This window comes from Streptococcus sanguinis, assembly GCF_900635155.1.
In the GTDB taxonomy this organism is placed as follows: domain Bacteria; phylum Bacillota; class Bacilli; order Lactobacillales; family Streptococcaceae; genus Streptococcus; species Streptococcus sanguinis_G.
In genome coordinates this window covers 2,081,451-2,106,340 of sequence record NZ_LR134002.1, presented here as the reverse complement: position 1 = coordinate 2,106,340, position 24,890 = coordinate 2,081,451, and the positions used below count along the sequence as shown (strand labels likewise).

The window sequence follows — 24,890 nt, the reverse complement described above, 5'->3', positions numbered from 1 at the left end:
CGGTGTAAGTCAAATAAAGCCGTTTCTACTGATTTGCAGGGCTGTACAGTTTCATTTGCTCAAAAACATAAAGGAAGAAGTCTTTCGAAACTTCGAAATGTCCGTATCTTATCTGAGAAGCATATTGGCGCCACTGAGGATGTTGTCGGACTTGGTCAATGGGGCAGTCTTTGACAGGTTGGTAGTAGCTGACATCTCGCCGAAATGGGACAAAGCCTTCGAACATCTCTACTTGGTAGGCAGTGTCATCTAGAATCTTGCCAACTGCTGTAAAGGCCTGCAGCTTTTCCTGACCATTCAGTTGATACTTGGGGCTGTAGTACAGAAGATAGTCCCCCTTTTTCATTCGGTTCAATGGTGCTTTCTTTCCATGGCAGACTTGGCAAAATCCACCTTCTACACCTCTTAGGACGTGTTCTTTTGATACGACACCAATCCAAAATCTAGTCATTTTCTGCCTCCAGTTTGATTAAGAGTTGGTTTAATATTTCTGTTTTATTTCCTAATTTTCCAAAGAACGCCTGATCAATACCTTCTACCAGAGGAAGGGCTTGGTTGACCTTTTGCAGCCCCGTATCCGTTAGAAGTATGATATTGGCGCGGCTGTCCTTGGGATGGACTTCCCGCATTATCAAACCTTTCTTGACCAAGAGGCGGATGATTTGGGATACGGTCATAACATCCATGTCAGAAAATCGGGCAATATCGGTCTGACTAACCCATTCTTGCTGACGCAGGAGTGCAGCAAGAGTGGTCAGAACGACAAACTGGGGATGGGTCAAATCAATCGTTCTCAGTTTGTTTTTTATCAGCCCATGCCACTTGTGGTAGGCACGGATAAAGAGCAGACCGGTTGACTCTCGGTATTCATCCTTGTAGATGGAGTTAAACTGCGATTTTTCCATTAGCTTTCCCTCTAGATATTTTGTAAGTATACTTATTATAATTCGAAATCTTATTTTTGTCAATAAAAACCCAGTTTAGACTAAAAAGTCCGAACTGGGTTCTGTTTATAGTTTTTCCACATAAATCTGCTGGGCAATCATAGGATTGATTTGGATTTCTTGGGTTTCTGTCTTGAGAAGATAAGCCTGAGCGAAAGAATCGTATTGGATGAAGGTGATGGTTTGGCCGATTTGCAGGTTATATTTTTCCAAGTATTTGAGCAAGTCAAAGTCGTCGTGTACGCGTTTGATGATATAGTCGCCAGGGGCAGAAGCCTCTTCCAGAGTCAGTTGGTTTTCTTCGTCCAGAAGCTCTCCCTTGGCTGGGATGGTGCCTCCGTGAGGACAGATCTTGGGGTACTGGAGCATGGCATCCAGACGCTCAACGAAGCGCTCAGAAACAGTATGCTCTAGGACTTCGGCTTCCTCATGGATTTCATCAGTCGAGTAGCCGAGATGGTTGACCAGAAAGACCTCGATCAGTCGGTGCTTACGGTAGAGGTCAGAAACTAGCCTTAGCCCCAAATCAGTCAGCAGGTAGCCGGCTTTTTTATCCTTGACCAGAAGTTCTTCCGCCAGCATTTTTTTCATCATTTCCGTCACAGCCGGAGGTGAAACCTGCATGAGCTGGGCGATTTCTTTATTGGTGATTTTTTTGTGGCGGCTGCCAATCTCATAGATACACTTGAGATAGTCTTCTTTATTTGGGGTCATCTTGCATCCTCGCTGAACTTTCTATCATTAGTATAACAAAAATCGCTGCAAGAATACAGTGTAGAAGCCCTTCATTGGCCTTTGGATTTTCTTGATTTACTTGTAATCGTTTTACGATTATTATATAATCAAATCGTACGATTTAAAAAATAAAAAAGTAAAAATTCTTTAGCTGGTTTGTAAAATCTGGCCTGATTTTTACTTTTTGCAAAAGGAGAATCCTATTATGAAAAGAAGACGAATGATGGCGTCTCTAGCAGAGAAGTTTACTCGTTTTGGCATTCGCAAATGCAGTCTGGGAGCAGTCTCAGTAGCGATTGCGACTGGTCTGGCCTTTCTTGGAAGTGGAGCAGTGCAGGCAGAACAGCTGACACCTAGTCAGACAGCTGACAGTGTCGCTGTCAGCCAGGCTGTGGAGAACCAAGCTAGCACAGCTGCAACTCCGACTGTCACAGAAACCAGTCTGTCAAGCATGGATAAGGCTGCACCAGCACCGGAGGCTGTTAGTCCTGACGCTAGTCAGGTACCTGCGTCTTCCGATACCAGTGCTCAGTCTACTTCTTCTGATCCTGTAGAAAATGCTCGGCCGAAAAGTGATACTGTAGCTTCGACAGAAAATCAACCTGCTGTGGTTGAGAACTCAGAAAAAAATGATGCTTCTAATCAGCTAGCACAACCAGCTTCTGATACAGAGCGCCCCTTGGCGGCAGCAGAAGTCAAAAAGCCTCAAGGCAAGATTACCATTCAGAATAACAATCCACAGACAGGTGAATTTGATATAGTCGTGTCTGATATTGTCGCACCGGATGGACTGAAGTCTGTTTATCTACCGACTTGGTCAGCTGTTAACGACCAAGACGACGTGCAGTGGTATACCGCTGAAAAGCGTGCCGATGGGACCTATTTTAAGCATGTCAGCTACCGCAATCATAAGAACTCCTTGGGCGAGTATAATGTTCACCTCTATTTTGTAAATGATGCAGGCCAGCTGCAGGGGGCAGGTTCGGCTAAGACAATGGTTACTCGCGCCCAGCCACAGGGTAAGATTACCATTCAGAATAACAATCCACAGACAGGTGAATTTGATATTGTCGTGTCAGACGTTGTTGCCCCAGATGGTCTGAAGTCTGTTTATCTACCGACTTGGTCAGCTGCTAATGACCAAGACGACGTGCAGTGGTACACAGCCGAAAGGCGCGCTGATGGAACCTATTTCAAACACGTCAGCTACCGCAACCACAAGAACTCTCTGGGCGAGTATAATGTTCATCTCTATTTCGTGAATGATGCAGGCCAGCTGCAGGGTGCAGGTTCGGCTAAGACGGTAGTTAACCGCGCGCAGCCTCAGGGCAAGATCACCATTCAGAATAACAACCCGCAGACAGGTGAATTTGATATTGTCGTGTCGGACATTGTTGCCCCAGATGGTCTGAAGTCTGTTAGTCTTCCAACCTGGTCCACCGCTAACGACCAAGACGATGTGCAGTGGTACACCGCTGAAAGACGAGCTGATGGGACCTATTTTAAACATGTCAGCTACCGCAACCATAAGAACTCCTTGGGCGAGTATAATGTTCACCTCTATTTTGTGAATGAAGCCGGTCAATTGCAGGGTGCAGGCTCAGCTAAGACGGTGGTTACTCGCGCCCAGCCACAGGGTAAAATCACCATTCAGAACAATAATCCACAGACAGGTGAATTTGATATTGTCGTTTCTGATATTGTCGCACCGGATGGTCTGAAGTCCGTTTATCTACCGACTTGGTCAGCTGCCAATGACCAAGATGATGTGCAGTGGTACACGGCCGAAAGACGCGCCGATGGGACCTATTTCAAACATGTCAGCTACCGCAACCACAAGAACTCTCTGGGCGAGTACAATGTCCACCTCTATTTTGTGAATGATGCAGGCCAGCTGCAGGGAGCGGGTTCAGCTAAGACGGTAGTTACTCGCGCCCAGCCACAGGGCAAGATCACCATTCAGAACAACAATCCACAGACAGGTGAATTTGATATTGTTGTGTCAGATATCGTTGCCCCAGATGGTCTGAAGGCGGTCTACCTGCCAACCTGGTCCAGCAAGGATGACCAAGACGATGTGCAGTGGTACACCGCTGAAAGACGAGCCGATGGGACCTATAAAAAACATGTCCGAGCTCAGGATCATAAGTTTTCAGTGGGTGAGTACAAGGTTCATCTTTACTATCTGAACGAGGATGGCCAGATGCAAGGTGCAGGTGGCGAGAAGCTGATGATTTCTGTAGCACCTGAGAACATCCGTGCAACTGGAAAAATCAATATCCAAAACAATAATGCTCGAACAGGAACTTTTGATGTAGTTGTGACAAATATCTCCAATCCAGGCGGAATTCAAGCAGTCTATCTGCCAACTTGGTCCACAGATAAGGATCAGGATGATGTCAAGTGGTATTTAGCTCAAAAGCAGGCGAATGGTACCTATAAGATCACAGTCCGAGCTAGTGACCATAAACTTTCTACCGGCGAGTACAAGATTCATCTTTACTATAAGCAGGACAATGGTCAGCTCATCGCTGTTGATGCTACTACGACCCAGGTCTCCAAAGCAGTTTACAATACTCCGTACTACTCCCAGCGCGATGGTCGCTGGGGTGGCAGGAAGTATGGTCCTTACAGCATGGATGCGACAGGATGCGTGCCGACAACGCTAGCCATGGTTATTTCTGGAATTACTGGGACAGAAGTGCTTCCGACAACCGTTGCGGATTATCTATATAACCATACTAATGAATTTAATAAAGATGGATTTGGTACTAGCAGCCGTGGTATTGTCCGAGCTGCCCAGCACTGGGATTTGACGACTGAGACCCTGTTTACAGCTTCTGCAGTCAAAGAAGTGCTTTCGCAGGGGCATCATGTCCTAGGTGCCGTTGGTACTAGCATCTTTGCCCATTATCCAGTCACTCATGAGCTGGTTCTTAAAGGCTATGACAATGGAAAAACCTATGTCCGTGACCCTTATAATGCAGCTAATAATGGCTGGTACCCCGTAGACTATCTCTTTGGAGTCAAGAGTGTAGATCCGACGGATAATACAGAAGGATCACCCTTTATTGCCATCAAAGGATAAGAAATTCGTGAATAAGAAGACCGCTCGTTGTTTGACGGGCGGTCTTCTGCATTCTATGACTAGTATACTTGCACTCGTTCAAGAGTTTATCATTGACAAAGTCAGTAAGCGTAAAATTCATTATATGATTCTGGCCAGACACACAGGTTTTTTGGAAGCGATTGAGACGAGATTCTATTTTTGGACATATTTGTGATAAATGTTCTCAAAAAAACATGTAAATAGTTTGACAAACAAAGCTTTTCTCATTATACTATTAACATATCAGGAGGAAAAGCATGAAAAAAATCCAAAAACATGTCATTTTAGGTGCAGCAGTTCTTGCTAGTACTGGATTTGCTCACACTGTAGCTGCAGATACAACTCCAGTGGATGCAAATGCACCTGCAAACCAAGATAAGGCTCTATCTGCAAGTCCAGAAGCTCTTAAACAGCAAACTGAGCAGGTTAATCAAGCGAAAGCGGCTGTTGACCAAGCCAAAGAACAGGTTGCGACTGCTGAGACTAAGGTTGAAACAGCCAAGAAAGATAATGCTGATACAAGTGCAGAAAAAATTGCGGAGGCTCAGGCAGCTGTGGCAGAAGCTGAGAAAAAAGTTGCCCCAGCGGAAAACGCAGCCAAGCAAGCCCAAGCAGCTCTTGATACAGCTAAAAAAGCAGAAGACACACAGGCAGCTGTAGCTCAGGATGCTCAAGCTCAAGCAGCTAAGGCACAAACCGAGACTCAAACTGCTCAGGATGCTGTGAATGCAGCCCAAAAAGCTGTGGACAGCAAACTGGTGAGTGAAAAGGTAACGAAGGCAAAGGCTGAGCTTGACAAGGCTAAAAACAACTTAGCTTCTTACGAAGATCAATTGAAGACAGCTGAAGCGGAAGATGCTAAACGCCAAGCAGTGATTGATCAAGCCCAGGCAGATATCAAAGCAGCTCAAGCAGAAATCAAAGAAAAAGAAGCGAAGCTTTCGTCTCAAGATCAGGTTCACAATACTTTTACCCTATCGCAAGCTTATATAAATGCAATTAAAAGTAACAATATCAACGGTACAGCTAAATTGACATCTGAGGCACAAGAAACACTTGCTAAAGAAGCAGCTACCCTAAAATCCAGCAACAATTATATTGGTAGTCAAAAAGATGCGCAACGAATAGTTAACATCAATGCTATTCCAAATGATGTTCTGATGGAATTGAACTATTATGCACAAGATTTGATTAATCAAATCCGTAAGCAAGCAGGAACAGCACAAGTAACATTAACACAAAATAGTATTGACTATGCAGCAGCTCTAAGCCAAGCAGCCCGTGAACAAAAATATAAATACCAATCAAAAGAACCTATAACTTCACAAGTAGATGTTCCAAGAAGTGTGGTTGCTAAAGTTGGACTGGATCAGTTTGGTCATAGAGTATCAGGAACTAACGAACTCGGCCCTTATCCTATTCTTGCTAGCCAAGAGAATGTCTCTGTTGACTATTTAAAAAAGGCAATTTACGATGATATCAAATTCCAACTGTTTGATTTAGGAGATAGCAGTGCGTATAGGGAGAGAGGGACTATCTATGCCCAAAAGGTAGTGGGGCATCTTGATAATCAGAAGAAAGGTGCATATGTTGCTGTTAACTTTAGCAACAACGGCATTATTAACCGAATTAACTTCCTTCTTTTCCCAAATAATGACGGTGATATTAAAGATCCTTCCAAAATAACACCAGCCTTGATCAATCCAAATGCCAATAATCAAGAGGCAGACGCTGCTCGTAAAGATTTGGCGGCTTCACAAGCTAAGTTGGACGCTGCTCAACGTACGTTGACAAATGCTCAGAACAAGCAGGAGACAGCCCCATTACTGCGTGAGGTTGTGAAAACTGCTAAGGACAAGTTGGCCAAGGCGGAACGTACTTACCAAGCTGAACTCGAAAATAGCAAGAATTCGGCTTCTGAAGAAACCAAGGCTAAGCTTGCAGTTTTAGCTAAAGCTCAAGCAAGCTTGAAAGAAAAAGAAGCAGCCCAAGCAACTGCGCAAAAAACAGCTGAGGAAGCTAATGCCAAACTTGCCGAATTGAAAGCAGCTACAGCGACCGCTCAAGAAAAGGCAACTGCTGCGGCTACAGCTCTGGAAGAGGCTCAACGCGCTGTTCAAGCTGCTAAAGACTACGTTTCTCGCTTGCAAAATGCCCCTGCTCTTCTTAAGGAAGCAGAAGCGGCTCTCAATGATGCTAAAGCAAACTTGGCAAGTAAGGAAGAAACATATAGAGTTGAAAATGCCAAACTTGAAGCTTTGAAAGCAGCTCTTGCAGCCCTTGAGACAGACGACCCAACTAACCTCGTTTCTAAGAATGAGCGAAAGGTTCTGAAAGTCACTACAACGGGAGTGAAGAAGGGAAAGAAACCAGTTCAGACCTATCAGGCTCCGGCAGCTCTTCCAAAAACAGGTTCTACTGAATCTTCTCTAGCACTTGTAGGTCTGGGATTGCTCTCTATGCTGGGACTGGCTTTTGCAAAACGCCGTAAAGCTTAAGCGAAGTCGTTGACAAAATCGAATTCTAGATGAATTGTCCAATCGTGAAAAGTTGGAACAGCTCATTTAAACAAAACTCATACTGAGAGAGGGCCGGTTTGGTCTTCTCTTTATTTATTGAGTGATTTGTTAAGAATATTTTTATTGTTAGTACTACAAGGATTCATATTTTGTTCTTTGCTATCATGTGAGTTTGTGATAAAATCTAATTGTTCTATGTGGATTAGATTTTTTATTATAACCTCTACAGTTTTTAACTACTAGAGCTAAAAGAAAGGAGGGGACCATGTATCCGAAAGAAGAAAAAGAGCAGTTCTTTCAGCGATTGCAATCAATCGGTTGGTATCAAACAGCGCTGGAACAAGTTTTTGAAGAGATTGGTGAGCAAGGAAAAACAGTGTCAGAAGAAGGAAATTACCTGCAGGAGGCTCAGCTTTTTGGCAGCCCCTTCTTTCAAAAGCTTTGGCTGGCTGAGGAGGTTCAGAACAGCAGATTAGGAGCTCAGGAGCTGCTGGTTCTGGCTATGAGTCTTGTTAATATGCCTGAGGAGTTGAGCGGAGATAAGAGAGAGACGAATCTTCTACTGGCTCGAATTGCTCCAGACCTAACACCGCATGATTGCTTTTGGAAAATTTTCTCAAAGACCTTGCGCCAGGCTTTTCCGGCAGATGATTTTAGCCAAAAGGATGGCAATCAAAAGCTCAAAAGGCAGCTGCATCAGTTTCGCTATGTCATTTCCTGCCAGCAGGCCCAGTGGGTTCGGGACCATTTCAGAGAGGTGGGGATGACGGATGCGGAGGCCTTGGCGGCTTATTTCAAGGCCTACCCCGGACTTTCCTACAGTTTCAAGGAATCCTCTCGGTTGCACAATAAAGCCTATATTGATAAGATGTCAGAGCAAGCTATCTATCCGGATGGTCAAGCTAGTCAGGCCAATATAAAAATCCTGATTGATTTTCATACAGAGTTTATTCTGGATCAGAGAGGTCGCTTTCTCAATATTATCGATCCAGAGGGTGCTAGTCAAAATGGTATTGTGAATAGCGCCAGCTTTAACTACGGTGAGCGCAATCGTCCGGTCAATCAGGCTTCTCATACTCGCTACGATATCAAAACGCCAGCAGTCTGGGATCCTCGCTTTCGCAGGCTTGCCATTGAAAATAGCGGCTGCAAGTTCAAGTCACCTCAGAATAATCGTTGTCCGCTGGGCTATCGTTCGGCTAAAAGCCCTTATGCTCGAAAGGGGCGGAGTGCTTATAAACAGGTAAAGGCAGAGATTGCTCGGTTCAAGAAATTGCTGAATCAACCATCCGTTCTCTTGCGTTCCTGGGCTTGTTTCCGTCAGTTTTGGCAGAAGTTTTTCGCACAAAAAAATACGGACTAGCAGGTCCGTATTTTTATCTTTTACAAGCTTTTAACTGCGGCTATAGCAGCTTCGAAGTTAGGCTCGGTGTTGATATTGTCTACATACTCAGCGTAAGTTACAGTATTGTTTTCGTCCAGAACTAGGACAGCGCGGGCCAAAAGGTGCCATTCATTGATGAGGACAGCATAGTCGCGGCCGAAAGAATGGTCGAAGTAGTCAGAGAGCATGACAGCATTCTCAATGCCTTCAGCAGCACACCACTTGCCTTGAGCAAAAGGCAAGTCAACTGAAACCGTGATAACAACGGTATTATCCAAGTCAGAGAGTTCTTGGTTGAAACGGCGAGTCTGAGTCGAGCAGACACCAGTATCGATAGATGGGATGATGCTCAGGACTTTCTTTTTGCCAGCAAAATCAGCCAGAGTTTTCTTTGAAAGGTCAGTGGCTGTCAAGCTAAAATCGTGGGCGGTGTCGCCGACTTGCAGTTGCTTTCCAGTAAAGGTTACAGGATTTCCGAGAAAAGTTGTCATAGGAAGTCTCCATTCATGTTTGATAGCTTCATTGTACAGCGAATAGTGATTTTTTTCGAATAATTTGACCGGAAATTTGAGAACGACCCCATGTGGAACTCGTTCTACAAAAATAAAGAAGTTAGGATTTTGTCTTCCTAACCTTTTATCATTATTTGGCCAATCCTTCAGAAATTTTATCCAGATTGTATTTCATCATGCTGTAGTAGCTGTCGCCTTCTTCTCCTTCATCAGCGATTGAGTCAGTAAAGATTTTAGCGTAGATTGGGATCTTGGTGTCTTTAGAAACAGTCTTCATCGGACGGTCGTCCACACTTGATTCGACAAAGAGAGACGGCACTTTTGTCTTGCGTAGTTTTTCAACCAAGCTTTTGATTTGGTCTGGAGTTCCTTCTTCTTCGGTGTTGATTTCCCAGATGTAGGCTGATGGCACATTGTAGGCCTTAGAGAAGTACTTGAAGCATCCTTCACTGGTCACAATCATTTTCTTTTCTTCTGGAATATTGTTGAATTTCTCTTTGGCCTCCTTGTCCAAGGCAGTCAGTTTTTCTACATAGGCTTTGAGATTTTTCTCGTAAGTGGCCTTATTGTCAGGGTCTTTTTCAATCAAACGCTTGGCAATGTTTTGCGCATAGATAATGCCGTTTTCCAAATTGAGCCAAGCATGAGGATCTTCCTTGCCCTTTTCACTTTGCCCTTCAAGGTAAATGACGTCAACGCCATCGCTGACAGCATAGTAGTCCTTGTTTTCTTCCTTATTGGCATTTTTGACCAACTTGGTAAACCAAGCATTGCCGCCCGTTTCCAGGTTGATACCATTGTAGAAGATGAGGTCTGCTTGAGAAGTCTTTTTGACATCTTCGGGCAGGGGTTCGTATTCGTGGGGGTCTTTGCCGACTGGTACAATGCTGTGCAGGTCAATCTTATCGCCAGCTATATTTTTGGTAATATCAGCGATAATTGAGTTGGTCGCAACAACCTTGAGCTTGGACGAGTCACTGGACGCCTTCTTCTGACTGGAACAGGCAAAGAGAGTGCAGACTGCTAGCAAAAGCAGGGATAAAAAACCTAATTTTTTCATGGGATTCCTCCATTAAATTTTATTTTAGTTTAGGTCGGTTTTTAAGTTTTAAATAGCGTTGCTTAGGGGCAATAAAGAAAGAGATGAGAAAGGTGAGGGCTGAGGTCAGGACAATGCTGGATCCTGCAGCGACATTAAAGCTATAGCCGATAAAGAGTCCCAGCACAGAAGCCAGAGCTCCCAGTCCTGAGGACAGCAGGATCATAGTTTTCAGACTGTTGGCATAGAGGTAGGCCGTTGCTGCCGGCGTTATCAAGAGAGCGACAATCAGAATGGTTCCCACGCTCTGCATGGCTGTCACGGAGACCAAGGTCAAGAGAATCATCAGCAGATAGTGGTAGAAGCTAACCGGCATGCCCATTGCTTGAGCCAGCAGGGGATCAAAGGAAGTAATCAATAGCTGTTTGAAAAAGAGGGTGATGATTAAGAGCACAGCTATTCCGACTCCAATACTAATCCACATATCAATATCCTGAACAGCCAAGATATTCCCGAAGAGAATATGAAAGAGATCAGTGGAGCTATTGGCAACGCCGATCAGGATCACACCCAGAGCTAGGAAGGAAGAAAAGGTAATTCCAATGGCTGTATCGCTTTTGATAATGGAATTGCCCTTGATGTAGGTGATAATAATCGAGGCCAAAAGTCCGAAGGTGATGGCTCCGATAAAGAAATTAATCCCTAAAATGTAGGACAGGGCCACACCGGGCAGAACCGCATGAGAGATAGCGTCCCCCATGAGTGACATGCCGCGCAGAATGATAAAGCAGCCAACAGCTCCAGCAACAATCCCAATGACGATGGCTGTGATGAGGGCATTTTGCAGAAAGTGAAAGTCCCGCAGCCCTTGGAAAAATTCTAAAATCATTCTAGACACCTCCATTCATAAAGAGCTGGGAGCCGTAAGTCTTTTTCATATTGTCCTTGGTAAAGCTAGTCTCGGTAGGTCCGAAGGCAATCAGCTTACGATTGAGCAGGATAACTTGGTCGAAATAATCGACAACCTTGCTCAAGTCATGATGGACAATCAGGATAATCTTGCCTGCGGCTTTGAGACTGCGCAGGGTAGACATGATAATCTCTTCGCTGACAGAGTCAATCCCGACGAAGGGCTCGTCCAAAAAGATACAATCCGCCTCTTGAACCAAGCAACGAGCAATCAAGACCCGCTGGAATTGGCCGCCGGATAGCTGGCTAATCTGGCGCTCAGCCAAGTCTTCTAAACCGACAATTTTCAATGCCTCAGCCACCTTGTTCCAATGGGAACTCTTTAGCCCCTGAAAGAGCTTGAGCTGAGGGTAAAGTCCCAAAGAGACACACTCTTTGACTTTGATAGGAAAATGATAATCAATATTTATCTTTTGCTCTACATAGGCAACCCGCTGGAGAGAATTTTGCAAGGGCTTTTGATCCAGCAGAGTCTGACCTTGGTGGTCGATAATCCCTAGCATGCCCTTGAGCAGGGTAGATTTTCCGGCTCCGTTAGGACCGATAATCCCAGTAATAGTTGGCTCCTTAATGGTTAATGAAAGGGGCTCAAGAGCCAGCGTATCCTGATAGCTGACAGTCAAATCTTTAATCGTAATCATCTCATACACCTCTATGGTTTTAATATACATTAAAACAAAAATTAAGTCAAGTTAATTTTTAGTAAATTTTTAAAATTAATATAAGAAATGTTTGAAAAAACAAGTAGATTTTGATAAGGTTATATCAAAAGCGTGAAAGTGAGAAGAAGATGACACGACTACAAGATGATTTCTATGATGCAGTTAATGGTGAGTGGGCCAAGACGGCGGTTATTCCCGATGATAAGCCAGTGACGGGCGGCTTCATGGATTTGGCAGATGAGATTGAAGATCTTATGCTTGCCACGACAGACAAATGGCTGGCTGGCGATGGAGTGCCAGAAGATGCTATTTTGCAGAACTTCGTTGCTTACCATCGCTTGGCAGCGGATTATGACAAGCGGGAAGCGGCAGGGATTGAGCCTGCGCGTGCTTACATTGATGAAATTCGCAAGCTAACATCTTTTGAAGACTATGCTTCTAAGATTGCTGATTTTGAGCTGACTGGTAAGCCGACTTATTTTCCTTTTGGTGTGGCGCCTGACTTTATGGACGCCCGTATCAATGTCCTCTGGGCAGACGGACCGGGAACGATTTTGCCAGACACGACCTACTATGCAGAAGACCATCCGCAGAAGGAAGACCTGCTTGCAAAATGGCGCAAGGCTCAGGAAGATTTGCTGGCCAAATTTGACTTTGATGAAGAGGAAATCAAGGACCTTTTGGATAAAGTCTTGGAGCTGGATGCTGTTTTTGCTCAGTATGTTCTGTCTAGTGAAGAAAGCTCTGAGTATGCTAAGCTCTACCATCCGTATAAGTGGGAAGATTTCAAATCCTTGGTGCCGGAATTGCCTTTGGCGAATATTTTCACCAAGTTGATCGGTCAAGAACCCGACCAAGTCATTGTGCCAGAAGAGCGTTTTTGGCAGGCAGCTAAGTATATTTATACAGCCGCTAACTGGGATAAACTCCATGCTCTGTTGATTCTCTCTGCAGTTCGCAATACGACACCTTATCTAACAGATGACATCCGTGTCTTGGCAGGTGCTTATCATCGTGCTCTATCAGGGACTCCTCAGGCTCAGGACAAGAAAAAAGCAGCCTTTTACCTGGCTCAAGGTCCCTTTAATCAAGCTGTCGGTCTCTGGTATGCCGGTCAGAAGTTCTCTCCAGAAGCCAAGGCTGATGTGGAGCAGAAAGTAGCGACGATGATTGAAGTTTATAAAAATCGTCTGGCTCAGAATGACTGGCTGACACCAGAAACTCGGGACAAGGCTATTGTCAAACTCAATGTCATCAAGCCTTATATTGGCTATCCTGACGAGCTGCCTGAACGTTACTCTCGAAAGATTGTAGACGAAAAGCTGACTCTCTTTGAAAATGCTCAGAAGCTGAGCCAGATTGATATTGCTTATAGCTGGAGCAAGTGGAATCAACCAGTGGACTACAAGGAATGGGGAATGCCAGCCCATATGGTCAATGCCTACTATAATCCGCAGAAAAACCTGATTGTCTTTCCAGCAGCTATCCTACAGGCGCCTTTCTATGACCTGCACCAGTCCTCTTCAGCTAATTATGGTGGTATCGGAGCGGTCATTGCCCATGAGATTTCTCATGCTTTTGATACCAATGGCGCTTCCTTTGATGAAAATGGCAGTCTTAATAATTGGTGGACGGAGCACGACTATCAAGCCTTTACCGAGCGGACTCAAAAGGTCATTGACCAGTTCGAAGGACAGGATTCCTATGGAGCTAAGGTTAATGGCAAGCTGACCGTTTCAGAAAATGTGGCAGATCTGGGCGGTATTGCAGCAGCCTTAGAAGCAGCCAAGAAAGAAGCAGATTTTTCTGCTGAGGAATTCTTCACTAACTTTGCCCGCATTTGGCGAATGAGGGGGCGAGAGGAATATATGAAGCTCTTGGCGAGTGTCGATGTCCATGCTCCAGCCAAGCTTCGGACCAATGTGCAGCTGCCTAACTTTGACGACTTCTTTACGACCTTTGATGTCCAAGAGGGAGACGGCATGTGGCGGAGTCCAGAAGAGCGGGTGGTCATCTGGTGATGCCGAGATAAGATTCTTATAGGATAATTCGATAGGAACTAATCGAGTTATAAATAGTCTGCTTCTCATTCCTAGAAGCAGACTATTTTGTCAAAGAAAATATAAAGCGTTTACATTTTTATAGTCTTGTGCTATACTGTAGTTGATAACAAAAAATAAACAAAATATCCAAATAGAATAGATTTCAAAGTGTTTATTAATGAATAATAAAGAAAAGAGATGTTCTTATGGTAAAACGATTCATTAGTTCAAATGCTTCAGAAATTTTAAGTATGACTGCGCCGGAGCTGAAACAGAGCATCAAGGCCAGTGAGGGCCGCGTTATCCTATCTGAAAACGTAGCTTTTAAAGAATCTTATATCGGCGATGTGACCAATGCAGAGATTGCTCGGTCTTTTGGTGCTGACTTGATTTTGCTGAATGGGATTGATATCTTCCAGCCTTTTGTAGCTGGTCTGGATGCCAAAGAAGATTTCGTGCAGGAGCTTCACCGCTTGGTTGGCCGTCCTATCGGTATCAATCTAGAGCCGGTGGACAGTCAGGCCCAGATGGCAGGAGAACGCCTAATCATCGATGAGGGTCGTCAGGCTAGCCTAGCGACCATTCAGCGAGCAGAAGAGCTGGGTGTTGACTTTATCTGCCTGACGGGTAATCCGGGGACTGGTGTCACCAATCAAGCCATTATTGACACCATTCGAGTAGTGAAGGAGAATTTTTCAGGCCTCCTGATTGCAGGTAAAATGCATGCTTCAGGTGTGGATGAGCCGGTAGCAGACCTAGAAGCAATCGCTCAATTTATCGAAGCTGGTGTTGATATTGTCCTAGCACCGGCAGTCGGCAGTGTGCCAGGCTTTGATGAGCAGGACTTGAAGCAGATTGTTCGACTGGCCCATCAAAAGGGGGCTCTGGTTATGAGTGCGATCGGTACCAGCCAAGAGAGTGCTGATGAAGATATTGTCAAGCAAATGGCCATCCGTAACAAAATCTGCGGTGTAGATATCCAGCATATCGGAGATTCAGGCTACGGCTGTCTGGCTCCGGTTGAAAATATCTTTGCCATGAGCAAGGCTCTCAGAGGACAGCGCCACACCATTTCCATGATTTCACGCTCAATCAATAGATAGTAAAATGAGACAGACTTTTAGGGGTAAGCTCCTAGAAAGCCTGTCTCTATTTTTTATAAAAAAGACCGAGATTCTTGTCTCGTCTTTTATAGGTTTCCTTTTTTATCTAAAAATTCATGATAGACACAGAGGCTGACTGCAGAGCGGGCAATGCTGTATTTAGAGTAGGGGATAATGACAATCTCTGCTTGTTTTTGTTTTGGAAAGAGAGGTACTTCCTGCTCTAACTGAGCCAGGACCTGTTCGGCAATCACCGGATAGGAGAAGAGCTGGCCGTCCAGATAAATCCTTTCGCTATCAATAAGCTGGCAGAGGTTGGAAATGGAAATGGCCAGATAGCGGCAGGCAGTATGAATCAACTCAATGCTGCCCAGGTCTCCTAAGCGATAGGCAGTCATCAGACTTGTCAAATCAATATCATTAGCATCCTCTACAAGGGTCTTTAAGAGCGAGGTCTGGGAAGCCCGATACAGGATAGCTGCTTTATCAATCAGAGCGCTCTCGCTGGCATAAACCTGCAGGCAGCCCTGCTTACCGCAAGGACAGCGCTCGCCTTCAGGATTGATGACGGTATGCCCCACCTCCCCGATAAGATAATTATCCTGGCTGTAAATGCTGCCCTTGTACATGTAAGAGCAATGAATACCTCGGGCGACATGATAGACGATAAAATTGCTGTCTGTTGGATGATAGCTAAAGAGGCGTTCAGCCAGTGTCAGGCAGTGGGACTTATTGGCAAAGTAGACAGGGAGGTCAAAGGCTTCTTGAATAGTCCGCAGGTTAATCTGTCCCCAGTGGGGATTTTTAGAAATGATAAAATCACTCTCAGAGAGATTCACATGCCCCGGCAGCCCGAGGGCAATCGCTGAGATAGAGTATTGGCTGTTCTTTTTTAGAAAATCTTGAATCAGCCGGATGATTTCCTGGTCAGACGGGCCGCCTGTCACCTCAATCTGATAAGTCCGAATGCTGCTTTCTGCAATCTCACCGGTATTGTCAGCGATGACGATGGCTAGCTGTTTTTCAGAAATCTCAAAGCCTAGATAGTAGCGGCTACGAGGCGCAATATCCAGCAGGGTTTTCTTGCGGCCTACGCTCTCATCATTGAGCTCGCCTAGCTCCAGTACCAAGCCTTCCTTGATCAGTTCATTGATGATGCTGCCGGTCGTGGCTGGTGTAATTTGAGTTTCTTTTGAAATATCAATCCGGGAAATTGGTCGTTTGGCATAGAGCTGATCCAGAACAGTTGCCCTTAGCTCGTTTTGTTTTCTAGTTCGTGTCATCTTGTTTCCTCTGCTGCTATACTATCAAAAAAAGCTAGAAATCTCAAATGTAAGCGTTGACATAGTACAGAAAAATAGTTATAATGTTTATAGAATGTTAATAACATAGTGAAAAATATTCTATTTTTGGATTTTTGTTTATATATTAAAAATAAATGACAAGCGTCGTTGCAGGCTAGGTCAGATTCATAAAGGAGGATGCCGATGGAAACAAAACAGATTATGTTAGTCTGTGCAGCTGGGATGAGCACCAGTCTCATGGTCAATAAAATGCAGAAAGCTGCAGAGGAGCGAGGTTTAGCTGCGACGATATTTGCGGTGCCAGTGTCAGAAGCAGAAGACTATCTGAGCGAGAAAAAGGTTGATGTCCTTTTGCTGGGGCCTCAGGTCCGTTATCTGTTGGAGGATTTACAGGAAAAATTAGCTTCAAAAGGCATTCCGGTCGATGTCATTCCTATGACGGACTACGGAATGATGAAGGGGGATAAGGTCCTAGATCTGGCAGAGTCGCTCATGAAGTAGGTATTCCTATGGAAAATAAAGATTCCTTAGAGGTCGCTATGACCCTCATTATGTATGGCGGAGAGGCCAAGTCTTGTGCTATCGAAGCCATCGCAGCAGCTAAAAAGCAGGATTTTGACCGAGCTCAGGAGAGGTTGAGTCAGGCTCAGAAGACCCTGCTGCAAGCCCATCACGCTCAAGCTGAAATGCTGAGCAAGGAGGCACAAGGAGAGAAGACAGAACTTAGTTTATTTATGGTGCATGGGCAGGATCATCTCATGACCAGTATCGCCTTTGTTGATTTGGCAAAGGAGATTGTTGATTTACATAAAAAATTTGATGAATAGGAGAAATGCAGATGAGTAGTTTGGTTGATAAATGGCAAGCGCGTCTCATGCCTATTGCCAATAAAATCGGCAACCAAAAATTTCTGGTTGCCCTGCGGGATTCCTTTATTGGGACCATGCCTGTGATTATGACGGGCTCTTTCGCCCTCATGGTCAACGCCTTTCTATCTGACTTGCCAGGGCAGTTCGGCTGGACCTGGATTTCCTCTACCTTCCAGTGGCTGATTGATATTAACTGGCTGGTATTCAAGGGCAGTATTCCTATCGTTACCCTCTTGTTCCTCTTTACCTTCGGGGTCAATATCGCTAAAATTTACAATACTGATAAGGTGTCTGCCGGTCTGGTAGCTGTTGCTTCCTACATCATTACCATTGGTGGATCAGTTACTAAAACCTTTGAGTTAGCTGGCAAAACACCCGGGCTGAGCAAGGCGATTTCAAAACTTCCAGAGCTAAAACTTGACGGCAGTAACTTGTCTGTGACGATTAACAGTGTCATTCCAGGTGACCAAATCAGTGCGCGTGGTTACTTTACTGCCATTCTGATTGGTTTTGTATCTGTCATCATCTTCTGTAAGGTCATGAATCGTAACTGGACGATTAAACTGCCAGATTCTGTTCCGCCAGCTATCATGAAGCCGTTCCTGTCTATCATTCCGGCTGCGATTGCCATGTATGTCGTGGGAATTGCGACCTACCTCTTTAATCTGGTGACAGGCGAGCTGTTGATTGACTGGATTTACAAGATTCTTCAGGCACCGCTTCTCAGCTTGTCTCAAAGTTTCTGGGCTGTGCTGCTCATTGTCTTTCTCAATAAGATTTTCTGGTTCTTCGGACTGCACGGTGGTAATGTGCTGGCGCCAGTTATGGCCAGTCTCTTTGGTGTGACCATGCTGGCCAATCTAGAAGCTTATCAGGCTGGGCAAGCGATTCCTTACATGTGGACGGATAATTCTTTCGGTGCTTTTGTCTGGTTTGATGCGATTGGGGTTGCCATTGCCATTCTCTGGCAATCTCGGAACAAGCACTATCGCGAAGTGGCTAAGTTAGGAATTTTCCCAATGATCTTCAACATCGGTGAGCCGGTTATGTACGGTCTGCCAATCGTTTTGAATCCAATTATGTTTATTCCATACGTCCTGACGCCAATGGTCATGGTAACAGTAGCCTACTTTGCAACCTCTATGGGCTTGGTTGCGCCGGTTACTCAAAACGTTACTTGGGTCATGCCGCCGATTCTCTACGGTTTCTTTGCGACGGCCTTCGACTGGCGGGCAATTATTCTTTCGCTGGTTAATATCGCTATTTCAACCGCTATATATCTGCCCTTTGTCAAAATGGCAGATAAACAGGAGGAGCTTGGATAGATGGCAAAATTTGAAATTAAAGAAGAATTTTACCTGGATGGCAAGCCTTTTAAGATTTTATCGGGAGCTATTCAGTATTTTCGGCTTCATCCAGACCAGTGGCGAGATACCCTTTACAATCTTAAAGCTTTAGGCTTTAATACGGTAGAAACCTATATTCCTTGGGCGTTGCATGAGCCTCAAGAAGGTCAGTTTCAGGCAGAGGGCATGCTGGATTTTGAAGCATACTTCAAGTTGGTTGAGGAGATGGGGCTTTATCTCATTGTCCGTCCGACGCCTTACATCTGTGCAGAGTTTGACTTTGGCGGCCTGCCAGCTTGGCTCTTGAGATATCCTTCGATGCGCCTGCGGGTCAATCATCCGCTGTTTCTGGAAAAGGTCAGTCATTTTTATGACTGGCTCTTTCCCAAGCTTCTGCCCTATCAGAGTGATCAAGGCGGCCCTATCCTCATGATGCAGGTGGAAAATGAATACGGTTCTTACGCCGAGGACAAGGCCTACATGCGCAGCATTGCACAGATGATGAAGGTTCGTGGCGTTACGGTTCCCCTCTTTACTTCTGATGGGACATGGATAGAGGCTTTGGAGTCTGGGACCTTGATTGAGGATGATATTTTTGTGACGGGGAATTTTGGCTCCCAACCCAAGGAAAACACAGACAATCTACGAGCTTTCATGGAGCGCTATGGCAAGAAATGGCCGCTTATGTGTACTGAGTTTTGGGACGGCTGGTTCAGCCGCTGGAGCGAGGAAATCGTTCGGCGAGAAGCCGAAGATTTGGCCCAGGATGTCAAAGAAATGCTGCAGTTGGGCAGCATGAACCTCTTCTTACTGAGAGGTGGGACAAACTTTGGCTTTATCAGTGGCTGTTCAGCTCGAAAGACCAAGGATTTGCCGCAGATTACCTCCTATGATTTTGACGCTCCTATTACTGAGTGGGGGCAGCCGACCGAGAAATACTACGCTGTTCAGCGGGTGACCCACGAGGTCTTTCCCGAGTTTGAGCAGATGGAGCCTATTAGCCGACAGGCCAAGGCCTATGGCAGTTTTCCGCTGCTTGGGACTGCAAATCTGCTGGATGTTGCAGCGGACATCACAGAGGAAATTCAGCTGGATTATCCGCAGCCTATGGAGCAGATTGGGCAGAATCATGGCTATATCCTCTACCGTTCCGATATCAAAAATCAATACCATGAGGAAAGGCTCAAGGCCTTGGAGACTCATGACCGCTGTCATTTCTATATCAATCAGGAGCACCTAGCTACCCAGTATCGGGAAGAAATCGGTGATGAGATGCTCTTCTCAGCTGATACCGAGCGGATTCAGATTGATGTGCTGGTGGAAAATATGGGGCGGGTCAACTATGGTTACAAGCTGGGCGCACCCAGTCAATCCAAGGGAGTCAAGGGTGGTATCATGATTAACCACCAGTTTCGCAAGGGCTGGAAGCATTATGCTCTCAAATTTGATCAGGAAATGCTGGCCAAGCTAGACTGCTACTCAGCTCCACCGGAAAGAGTCAAAGCACCGACCTTCTATCGCTTTGAAGCAGAGTTGGATGACATTGCTGATACCTTCATCGACTGCTCTAAGTATGGGAAGGGCTGTATTTCGGTCAATGGCTTCAACCTTGGCCGCTACTGGAATGAAGGGCCTATTCACTATCTCTATGTGCCGTCTGGCTTACTCAAGGAAAAGAATGAATTTATCGTCTTTGAAACTGAAAATGTCAAGATTGAAGAGTTGACCTTGCTTGACCATCCAGTCTATAAGAAATGAGGTGTTGCGATGAAATATATGACAGTCGGGAATGAACTGAAAGAAGCCAGTCAGCTGGTTTTGGGCTGTATGCGACTGGCAGAGCACGATCCCGAAGAGGTTGTTTCCGTTCTTGAAACAGCCGTAGAAGTGGGAATTAATTTCTTTGACCACTCAGATGTTTATGCTGGTGGGCAGTCAGAAGCCAAGTTTGCGCAGGCTCTTCGCTTGGCTAAGATTCCCCGGGACCGAGTTCTCATCCAGTCTAAGTGCGGACTGCGGGATGTTCACACCAACTACCATTTTGACTTTTCTAAGGATTATATTATTCGTTCGGTTGAAGCCAGCTTGGCGCGTTTGCAGACAGACTATCTGGATGTGCTCCTCCTACACCGGCCAGATGCTCTTGTGGAGCCGGAAGAGGTGGCTGAGGCTTTCTCACAGCTACACCAAGCTGGGAAGGTCCGCCATTTCGGAGTCAGCAATCAAAATCCTTATCAGATCGAGCTACTACAGAAAAGTGTGGAGCAGCCCTTGATTGCCAACCAACTGCAGTTTGGTCCTGCCCATACTCCGATGCTGGATGCTGGGCTCAATGCCAATATGCTCAATCCGTTAGCAATCGTCCGGGATGGTAGTGTGCTGGACTATTGTCGATTGCATCATATCACGATTCAGCCTTGGTCACCATTTCAGGTTGACTTGAACCAGGGACTTTTTATGGAGCATCCTAAATATGCTCAGCTTACAGAAACTCTGCATGCCTTTGCGTCAGACTATCAAGTTTCCTTTGAAGCCTTGGTTCTGGCCTGGATTTTGCGTCATCCGGCACAAATGCAGCCGATTGTTGGCTCCATGAATCCGCAGCGAATTCGCTCAATGGTGGCTGCTTTTGATATTGAGCTCTCTCGGGCTGACTGGTATAAGATATACAAGAGCGCAGGGAATCCTCTGCCCTAAGCTTGTTTTTGCAGGGAGATTATTTGTTATTCAGAATCAATGAAGACCAAGAGCAGCGAATTGGCCTGCATATTTCATTGATTAAGCTTGACTCTGTGCCCTATGAAAGGAGAATGATATGAATAATAAGTTTTCTTGGCAAAGCCTAGCAAAATCTGCTTCTGCTGCCAAGTATGGAAGCGGCTTGCTGCTATGTGCTTCCCTCTTGTCCTTAGCAGCTTTGACGTGCGTCTCAAGAGTTGAAGCGGAAGATGTTGCGCCTGCTCCTGCCGCAGTAGCTGAAACGCCGGCTTCTCCAGCAGCCCAAGCAAGTCCTGAGGCTGAAAATCCAGCTGTGGCTGAACCCCAAGCAGCTCCTGCAAGTCAGGCCGAATCAGCTACAGCTGCTACCGAGTTGCCAGCCAGTCAGGTCATGTCCGATGAGCAGAAGCAGCGCGCCATTGCTCAGATGGGAGCCAATCAAGGGGATGTCTGGGTTTGGTCGGAGGAAAATGTCGTTGAAGAAAATGGGGAGCGGCAAAAGCGTGGCCCTAATGGCGGCCCCGGCCAATTTAATGGCGGAGCCGTCGTGTTAGGCGGTCGTCCGACTTATGACCCCGCAGCTGATTGGTACTACCTAGCTTATAAAGGCGAAGGGATGACCGACGAAGAAGCGCAGGCTGTCTTTGACAAGGAACGCGGCAAATGGATGAATGAATTTGATCCTTGGGGCGTTGTGATGGAAATGACGGACAATAAGGCTGGCAATGCTTGGGCGGATATTCGGAACATGCAGGCTTTCGTCCTTCGGAAGGACTCCAATGTCTGGGAGAAAATTGTAGATCACCCTCAAGGGGTTCAATGGGTTTCTCAATTCAAGGGGAATATGTCGAGCAACGTAGGAGATGCACGGCAGGAAGCCTTGGCTGGCGGAGGAACAGCTATTGAGGTCTTACCTAAGCAGGATCGGGTTGCCCACTGGGGTTCTGATCAGGCCCGTGATATTCCAAATCCTCAAACCATTCGAGCTGTTTTAGTTTCCGTAGAAGCTCGTATTTCTGAAAAATCTGACCCAGATGCCAAGCTTGGTATTCAAGTTGGCGGTGACTGGAAATTTGCTGAAGAAGTGAGCAAGCCGCTCTGGTATCCAGGAGCTGGTCTGGCTGGTATTCAGCGACTGACCAAGGATTGGGCTCGTTACTATTTTGTCAGCCTCACTGGTATTCAAGATGCAGTCGAAGAAAGGGCCATTTCACAAGATGAGTTTATGAAGAGTATCGTGCCGCTGGCCGATATGGAGCAGGCTCCCCAAAATCAAGCCCAGCAGCCAACTCCTGCAAGACCTGATCCAAAGGGGAGCCAGGTGGAAAATCTGACCTACAAAGCAAGCGGCCAGACGGACCCTCAAGCAGCGTCTCAACAGCCAACTCTTGAGCAAGCTTCTTCCAAACAACTGCCTAAGACCGGCAGTCAAAGCAGCCTATTGGCCAATCTGCTTGGGCTCGGGCTCTTAGGACTGGTAGCTGGTTTCCTTGGCTTGAAGAAAAAATATTAGGTTTTGCAAGCTAGAGGGAAAAATAATCTACAAAAAAGCAACAGCAGATTCTAGCTGTTGCTTTGTGTTTGATTTAGGTTTTGCACGACAGGTTGTCCAAAATTAGGTGCTTGCGTAGCGGGAGGACTGCAGACTGACTCCTGGTATTTTTGAGTAAAGCGGCATCTTGGGAAATTGGAGCAGCCCCAAAATTTCTGACCGGTCTTAAAACCTTTGGCTGCTGTACGGAGCACCAATCCATGCTGGCAGCGAGGGCAGATTTTTTCTGCTTGTATTCTCTGTTTCTGCTGAGCAATGCTGTTAATATGACGCTCTTTGATGGCCTGCTTTCGCTTGGTCAAGGGCAGGAGCATACGATAGAGATCGTCAATCTGCTCAGGCGACAGGTAGACTTGACTTTGGCAGGCCTGCCGGTCAATTGTCCCGATCACTTGCCAGGTCTGAATAACCTTATGCCTGTCACTGTTTAGATGGATTTCTTTAAGCTGACAGTCATTGCCAAAGACGATATAGGAGTACAGGTTGGGCGTGTATTTGTTGAGATAGTAGCTCAGCCATTTGAGATGAACTTTATTTTGAATAATGGGATTGAAAAAAGAATGCTTGTAAGATTTTCCGCGTCCACCGGAAAGAACCTGAGTCCAGTATTGCTGGTTTTCTGAGCCAAAGATCCAGCCCTTGTAGTTTTTGGACTCAAAAATGTAAATTCCAGATGGATGAATCAGCAGGGCATCAATCTCAGTAGTAGAGCCATCTTCTTTGAAAATATAGAGATTGTACAAAATCTTTTTATAGCCATAGAGCTGGTTCAAGACCTGACCAAGCTGGTACTCTCCCTGTTTTCCCTTGTTGTATTTGAGTTCCCAAGGGGCAGTCTGAGTTTGCTGGAAATAGTCAGGCTCTTGGCTTTGGCTGGACGACCAATCCGAGTCTGTATCTTCTCGGTCTTCAAGTAGCTTATAACTGATAAAAAAGACGATGCCAAAGACAGCCACAAATGCGACGAAAAAGAATCCAATCATTTCCTAATCTCCCTTAAAATCCCTAATTCGAGTATAGCACAAAATAAAGAACGAAAGATTTTTATAAGTGTAAAAACACAGCAATTGAACAATAGAACAAAATGTGTCTAAAAATAGAAAGCTATCCTTTAAAAACTTATTTTCCAAAAACACCTCACAAACCTAAAAAATCATGTATAATAAAAAGACAGGAAAAGAATAGGAGTTATCATGTCTCAGGAATTAATCAGTGTTATCATCCCTGTTTACAATGTTGAGCAGTATTTAGCAGAATGTGTGAACAGCGTCTGTCGTCAGACCTATCAAAATCTGGAGATTATTCTAGTCAATGATGGTTCAACAGATGCTTCGGGCCAGATTTGCCAAGAGCTGGCTGACCAGGATGCGAGGATTCGTCTCATTCATCAGGACAATCAAGGCTTGTCCGGTGCCCGCAATACAGGGATTGAGCACTCCAGTGCAGACTATTTGATTTTTGTTGATTCAGATGACTGGCTGCCTGAGCAGCATGTTGCCCGTCTTTATGAAAAGCTGAAAGAGTACGATGCGGATATTGCCATTGGTCACCACTGTAGTTTTCGTGCAGAGGATTCAGCCTTCCTCTACTATTCGACAGAGCATTTTGAAACCCTCTATACGCGAGAAGAGATGATTGAGGAGTACCCTAGACGGCGCATGGTAGACGGTGTCTTTCTTTGTGCCTGGGCCAAGCTCTATAAGCGTAAGCTCTTTGATACAGTGCGCTATCCAGTCGGCCGAGTGGCAGAAGATGCTTTTACGACTTATAAGCTTTATCTTCAGTCAGACAAGATTATCTATCTCAATGAACCGCTCTATTACTATCGCTTACGTCCAAATAGCATCTCCATGACTTGGAATGAGCAGTGGTTTCGAGACTTGATTGTAGGTTTTGAGGAGCAGCTAGCCATTCTAGGTAAGCTGGGCTATGACCTCAGCTTCTACTACAAGTACTACACTTTCCTGCTCCAGTATTGTCGCGACAGCGCTGCAGCCGTCGGTATGCAGTCCAGTCGGGTGTATCAGGAAATTGAAAGCAAACTCAGACTGTTTGGAGAATAAACAAAACAAGCCACCTTTCA

General features: G+C 45.5%; 22 protein-coding genes. 13 read left to right on the top strand and 9 right to left on the bottom strand.

All coding sequences use genetic code 11. The features are described from left to right. Positions 1-25: 25 nt before the first annotated feature. From ELZ47_RS10430 to ELZ47_RS10420, 3 genes are all read right to left on the bottom strand, one after another. On the bottom strand, positions 26-451 hold the full coding sequence (locus ELZ47_RS10430) for an EVE domain-containing protein (protein ID WP_002918239.1): 426 nt from the start codon (positions 449-451) through the stop codon (positions 26-28). Continuing rightward, a complete protein-coding gene (locus tag ELZ47_RS10425) occupies positions 444-905 on the bottom strand; it encodes a MarR family winged helix-turn-helix transcriptional regulator (RefSeq protein ID WP_125330824.1) in 462 nt (153 codons plus the stop codon). Before ELZ47_RS10425 ends, ELZ47_RS10430 begins: the two co-directional genes overlap by 8 nt. Before the next feature lie 105 nt (positions 906-1,010). Further along, positions 1,011-1,658, bottom strand: a complete 648-nt coding sequence (locus ELZ47_RS10420; protein ID WP_125330825.1) for a metal-dependent transcriptional regulator — start codon at positions 1,656-1,658, stop codon at positions 1,011-1,013. Between the two features lie 226 nt (positions 1,659-1,884). Here ELZ47_RS10420 and ELZ47_RS10415 point away from each other — a divergent pair, with 226 nt between their 5' ends. The 4 genes from ELZ47_RS10415 (at position 1,885) to ELZ47_RS10405 (ending at position 8,670) form a co-directional block, all read left to right on the top strand. Continuing rightward, positions 1,885-4,767: a GBS Bsp-like repeat-containing protein gene (locus ELZ47_RS10415; protein WP_125330826.1), complete on the top strand. Its 2,883-nt coding sequence runs from the start codon at positions 1,885-1,887 to the stop codon at positions 4,765-4,767. Between the two features lie 7 nt (positions 4,768-4,774). After that, entirely contained in the window at positions 4,775-4,963 is a 189-nt protein-coding gene (locus ELZ47_RS11895) for a hypothetical protein (RefSeq protein WP_164549526.1), read from the top strand. 82 nt (positions 4,964-5,045) lie between these two features. After that, on the top strand, positions 5,046-7,286 hold the full coding sequence (locus tag ELZ47_RS10410; protein ID WP_126435965.1) for an SEC10/PgrA surface exclusion domain-containing protein: 2,241 nt from the start codon (positions 5,046-5,048) through the stop codon (positions 7,284-7,286). A gap of 286 nt (positions 7,287-7,572) precedes the next feature. After that, positions 7,573-8,670, top strand: coding sequence for a DUF3114 domain-containing protein (locus tag ELZ47_RS10405; protein WP_126435964.1), 1,098 nt, complete (start codon positions 7,573-7,575; stop codon positions 8,668-8,670). A gap of 20 nt (positions 8,671-8,690) precedes the next feature. On the opposite strand, the gene tpx is transcribed toward ELZ47_RS10405, so the two are convergent. From tpx to ELZ47_RS10385, 4 genes are all read right to left on the bottom strand, one after another. Further along, positions 8,691-9,182: a thiol peroxidase gene (tpx, locus tag ELZ47_RS10400; protein WP_126435963.1), complete on the bottom strand. Its 492-nt coding sequence runs from the start codon at positions 9,180-9,182 to the stop codon at positions 8,691-8,693. A 151-nt stretch (positions 9,183-9,333) separates the two neighbouring features. Continuing rightward, entirely contained in the window at positions 9,334-10,263 is a 930-nt protein-coding gene (gene ssaB, locus ELZ47_RS10395) for a metal ABC transporter substrate-binding lipoprotein/adhesin SsaB (RefSeq protein ID WP_126435962.1), read from the bottom strand. 19 nt (positions 10,264-10,282) lie between these two features. After that, complete coding sequence (locus tag ELZ47_RS10390; protein ID WP_331852791.1) at positions 10,283-11,131, bottom strand: metal ABC transporter permease; 849 nt, start codon at positions 11,129-11,131, stop codon at positions 10,283-10,285. Between the two features lies 1 nt (position 11,132). Continuing rightward, positions 11,133-11,852: a metal ABC transporter ATP-binding protein gene (locus ELZ47_RS10385; protein ID WP_164549613.1), complete on the bottom strand. Its 720-nt coding sequence runs from the start codon at positions 11,850-11,852 to the stop codon at positions 11,133-11,135. A gap of 149 nt (positions 11,853-12,001) precedes the next feature. On the opposite strand from ELZ47_RS10385, the gene ELZ47_RS10380 reads away from it, so the two are divergent. Both ELZ47_RS10380 and ELZ47_RS10375 read left to right on the top strand, forming a co-directional pair. Next, on the top strand, positions 12,002-13,894 hold the full coding sequence (locus tag ELZ47_RS10380; RefSeq protein WP_126435959.1) for a M13-type metalloendopeptidase: 1,893 nt from the start codon (positions 12,002-12,004) through the stop codon (positions 13,892-13,894). A 227-nt stretch (positions 13,895-14,121) separates the two neighbouring features. After that, entirely contained in the window at positions 14,122-15,018 is an 897-nt protein-coding gene (locus ELZ47_RS10375) for a PEP phosphonomutase (protein ID WP_002919793.1), read from the top strand. An 86-nt stretch (positions 15,019-15,104) separates the two neighbouring features. Here the strand turns inward: ELZ47_RS10375 and ELZ47_RS10370 are convergent, their stop codons facing one another. Next, positions 15,105-16,301, bottom strand: coding sequence for an ROK family protein (locus ELZ47_RS10370; RefSeq protein WP_126435958.1), 1,197 nt, complete (start codon positions 16,299-16,301; stop codon positions 15,105-15,107). Between the two features lie 204 nt (positions 16,302-16,505). Between ELZ47_RS10370 and ELZ47_RS10365 the strand changes: the two genes are divergently transcribed. The 6 genes from ELZ47_RS10365 to ELZ47_RS10340 all read left to right on the top strand — a co-directional run bounded on the left by ELZ47_RS10365 (position 16,506) and on the right by ELZ47_RS10340 (position 22,768). After that, a complete protein-coding gene (locus tag ELZ47_RS10365; RefSeq protein WP_004188921.1) occupies positions 16,506-16,823 on the top strand; it encodes a PTS sugar transporter subunit IIB in 318 nt (105 codons plus the stop codon). A gap of 8 nt (positions 16,824-16,831) precedes the next feature. Next, the gene (locus ELZ47_RS10360; RefSeq protein ID WP_126435957.1) at positions 16,832-17,149 is read left to right on the top strand and encodes a PTS lactose/cellobiose transporter subunit IIA; all 318 of its coding nucleotides are present in this window, start codon (positions 16,832-16,834) and stop codon (positions 17,147-17,149) included. Between the two features lie 5 nt (positions 17,150-17,154). Then, positions 17,155-18,516, top strand: coding sequence for a PTS sugar transporter subunit IIC (locus ELZ47_RS10355; protein WP_126435956.1), 1,362 nt, complete (start codon positions 17,155-17,157; stop codon positions 18,514-18,516). Beyond that, a complete protein-coding gene (locus ELZ47_RS10350; RefSeq protein ID WP_126435955.1) occupies positions 18,517-20,295 on the top strand; it encodes a glycoside hydrolase family 35 protein in 1,779 nt (592 codons plus the stop codon). Positions 20,296-20,304: 9 nt separating this feature from the next. Beyond that, the gene (locus ELZ47_RS10345; RefSeq protein WP_126435954.1) at positions 20,305-21,234 is read left to right on the top strand and encodes an aldo/keto reductase; all 930 of its coding nucleotides are present in this window, start codon (positions 20,305-20,307) and stop codon (positions 21,232-21,234) included. Between the two features lie 118 nt (positions 21,235-21,352). Beyond that, a complete protein-coding gene (locus ELZ47_RS10340) occupies positions 21,353-22,768 on the top strand; it encodes an LPXTG cell wall anchor domain-containing protein (protein ID WP_126435953.1) in 1,416 nt (471 codons plus the stop codon). A 50-nt stretch (positions 22,769-22,818) separates the two neighbouring features. Here the strand turns inward: ELZ47_RS10340 and ELZ47_RS10335 are convergent, their stop codons facing one another. Further along, positions 22,819-23,790, bottom strand: coding sequence for a nuclease-related domain-containing protein (locus ELZ47_RS10335; RefSeq protein WP_126435952.1), 972 nt, complete (start codon positions 23,788-23,790; stop codon positions 22,819-22,821). 210 nt (positions 23,791-24,000) lie between these two features. Between ELZ47_RS10335 and ELZ47_RS10330 the strand changes: the two genes are divergently transcribed. Then, entirely contained in the window at positions 24,001-24,870 is an 870-nt protein-coding gene (locus ELZ47_RS10330) for a glycosyltransferase family 2 protein (protein WP_126435951.1), read from the top strand. Positions 24,871-24,890 lie beyond the last annotated feature (20 nt).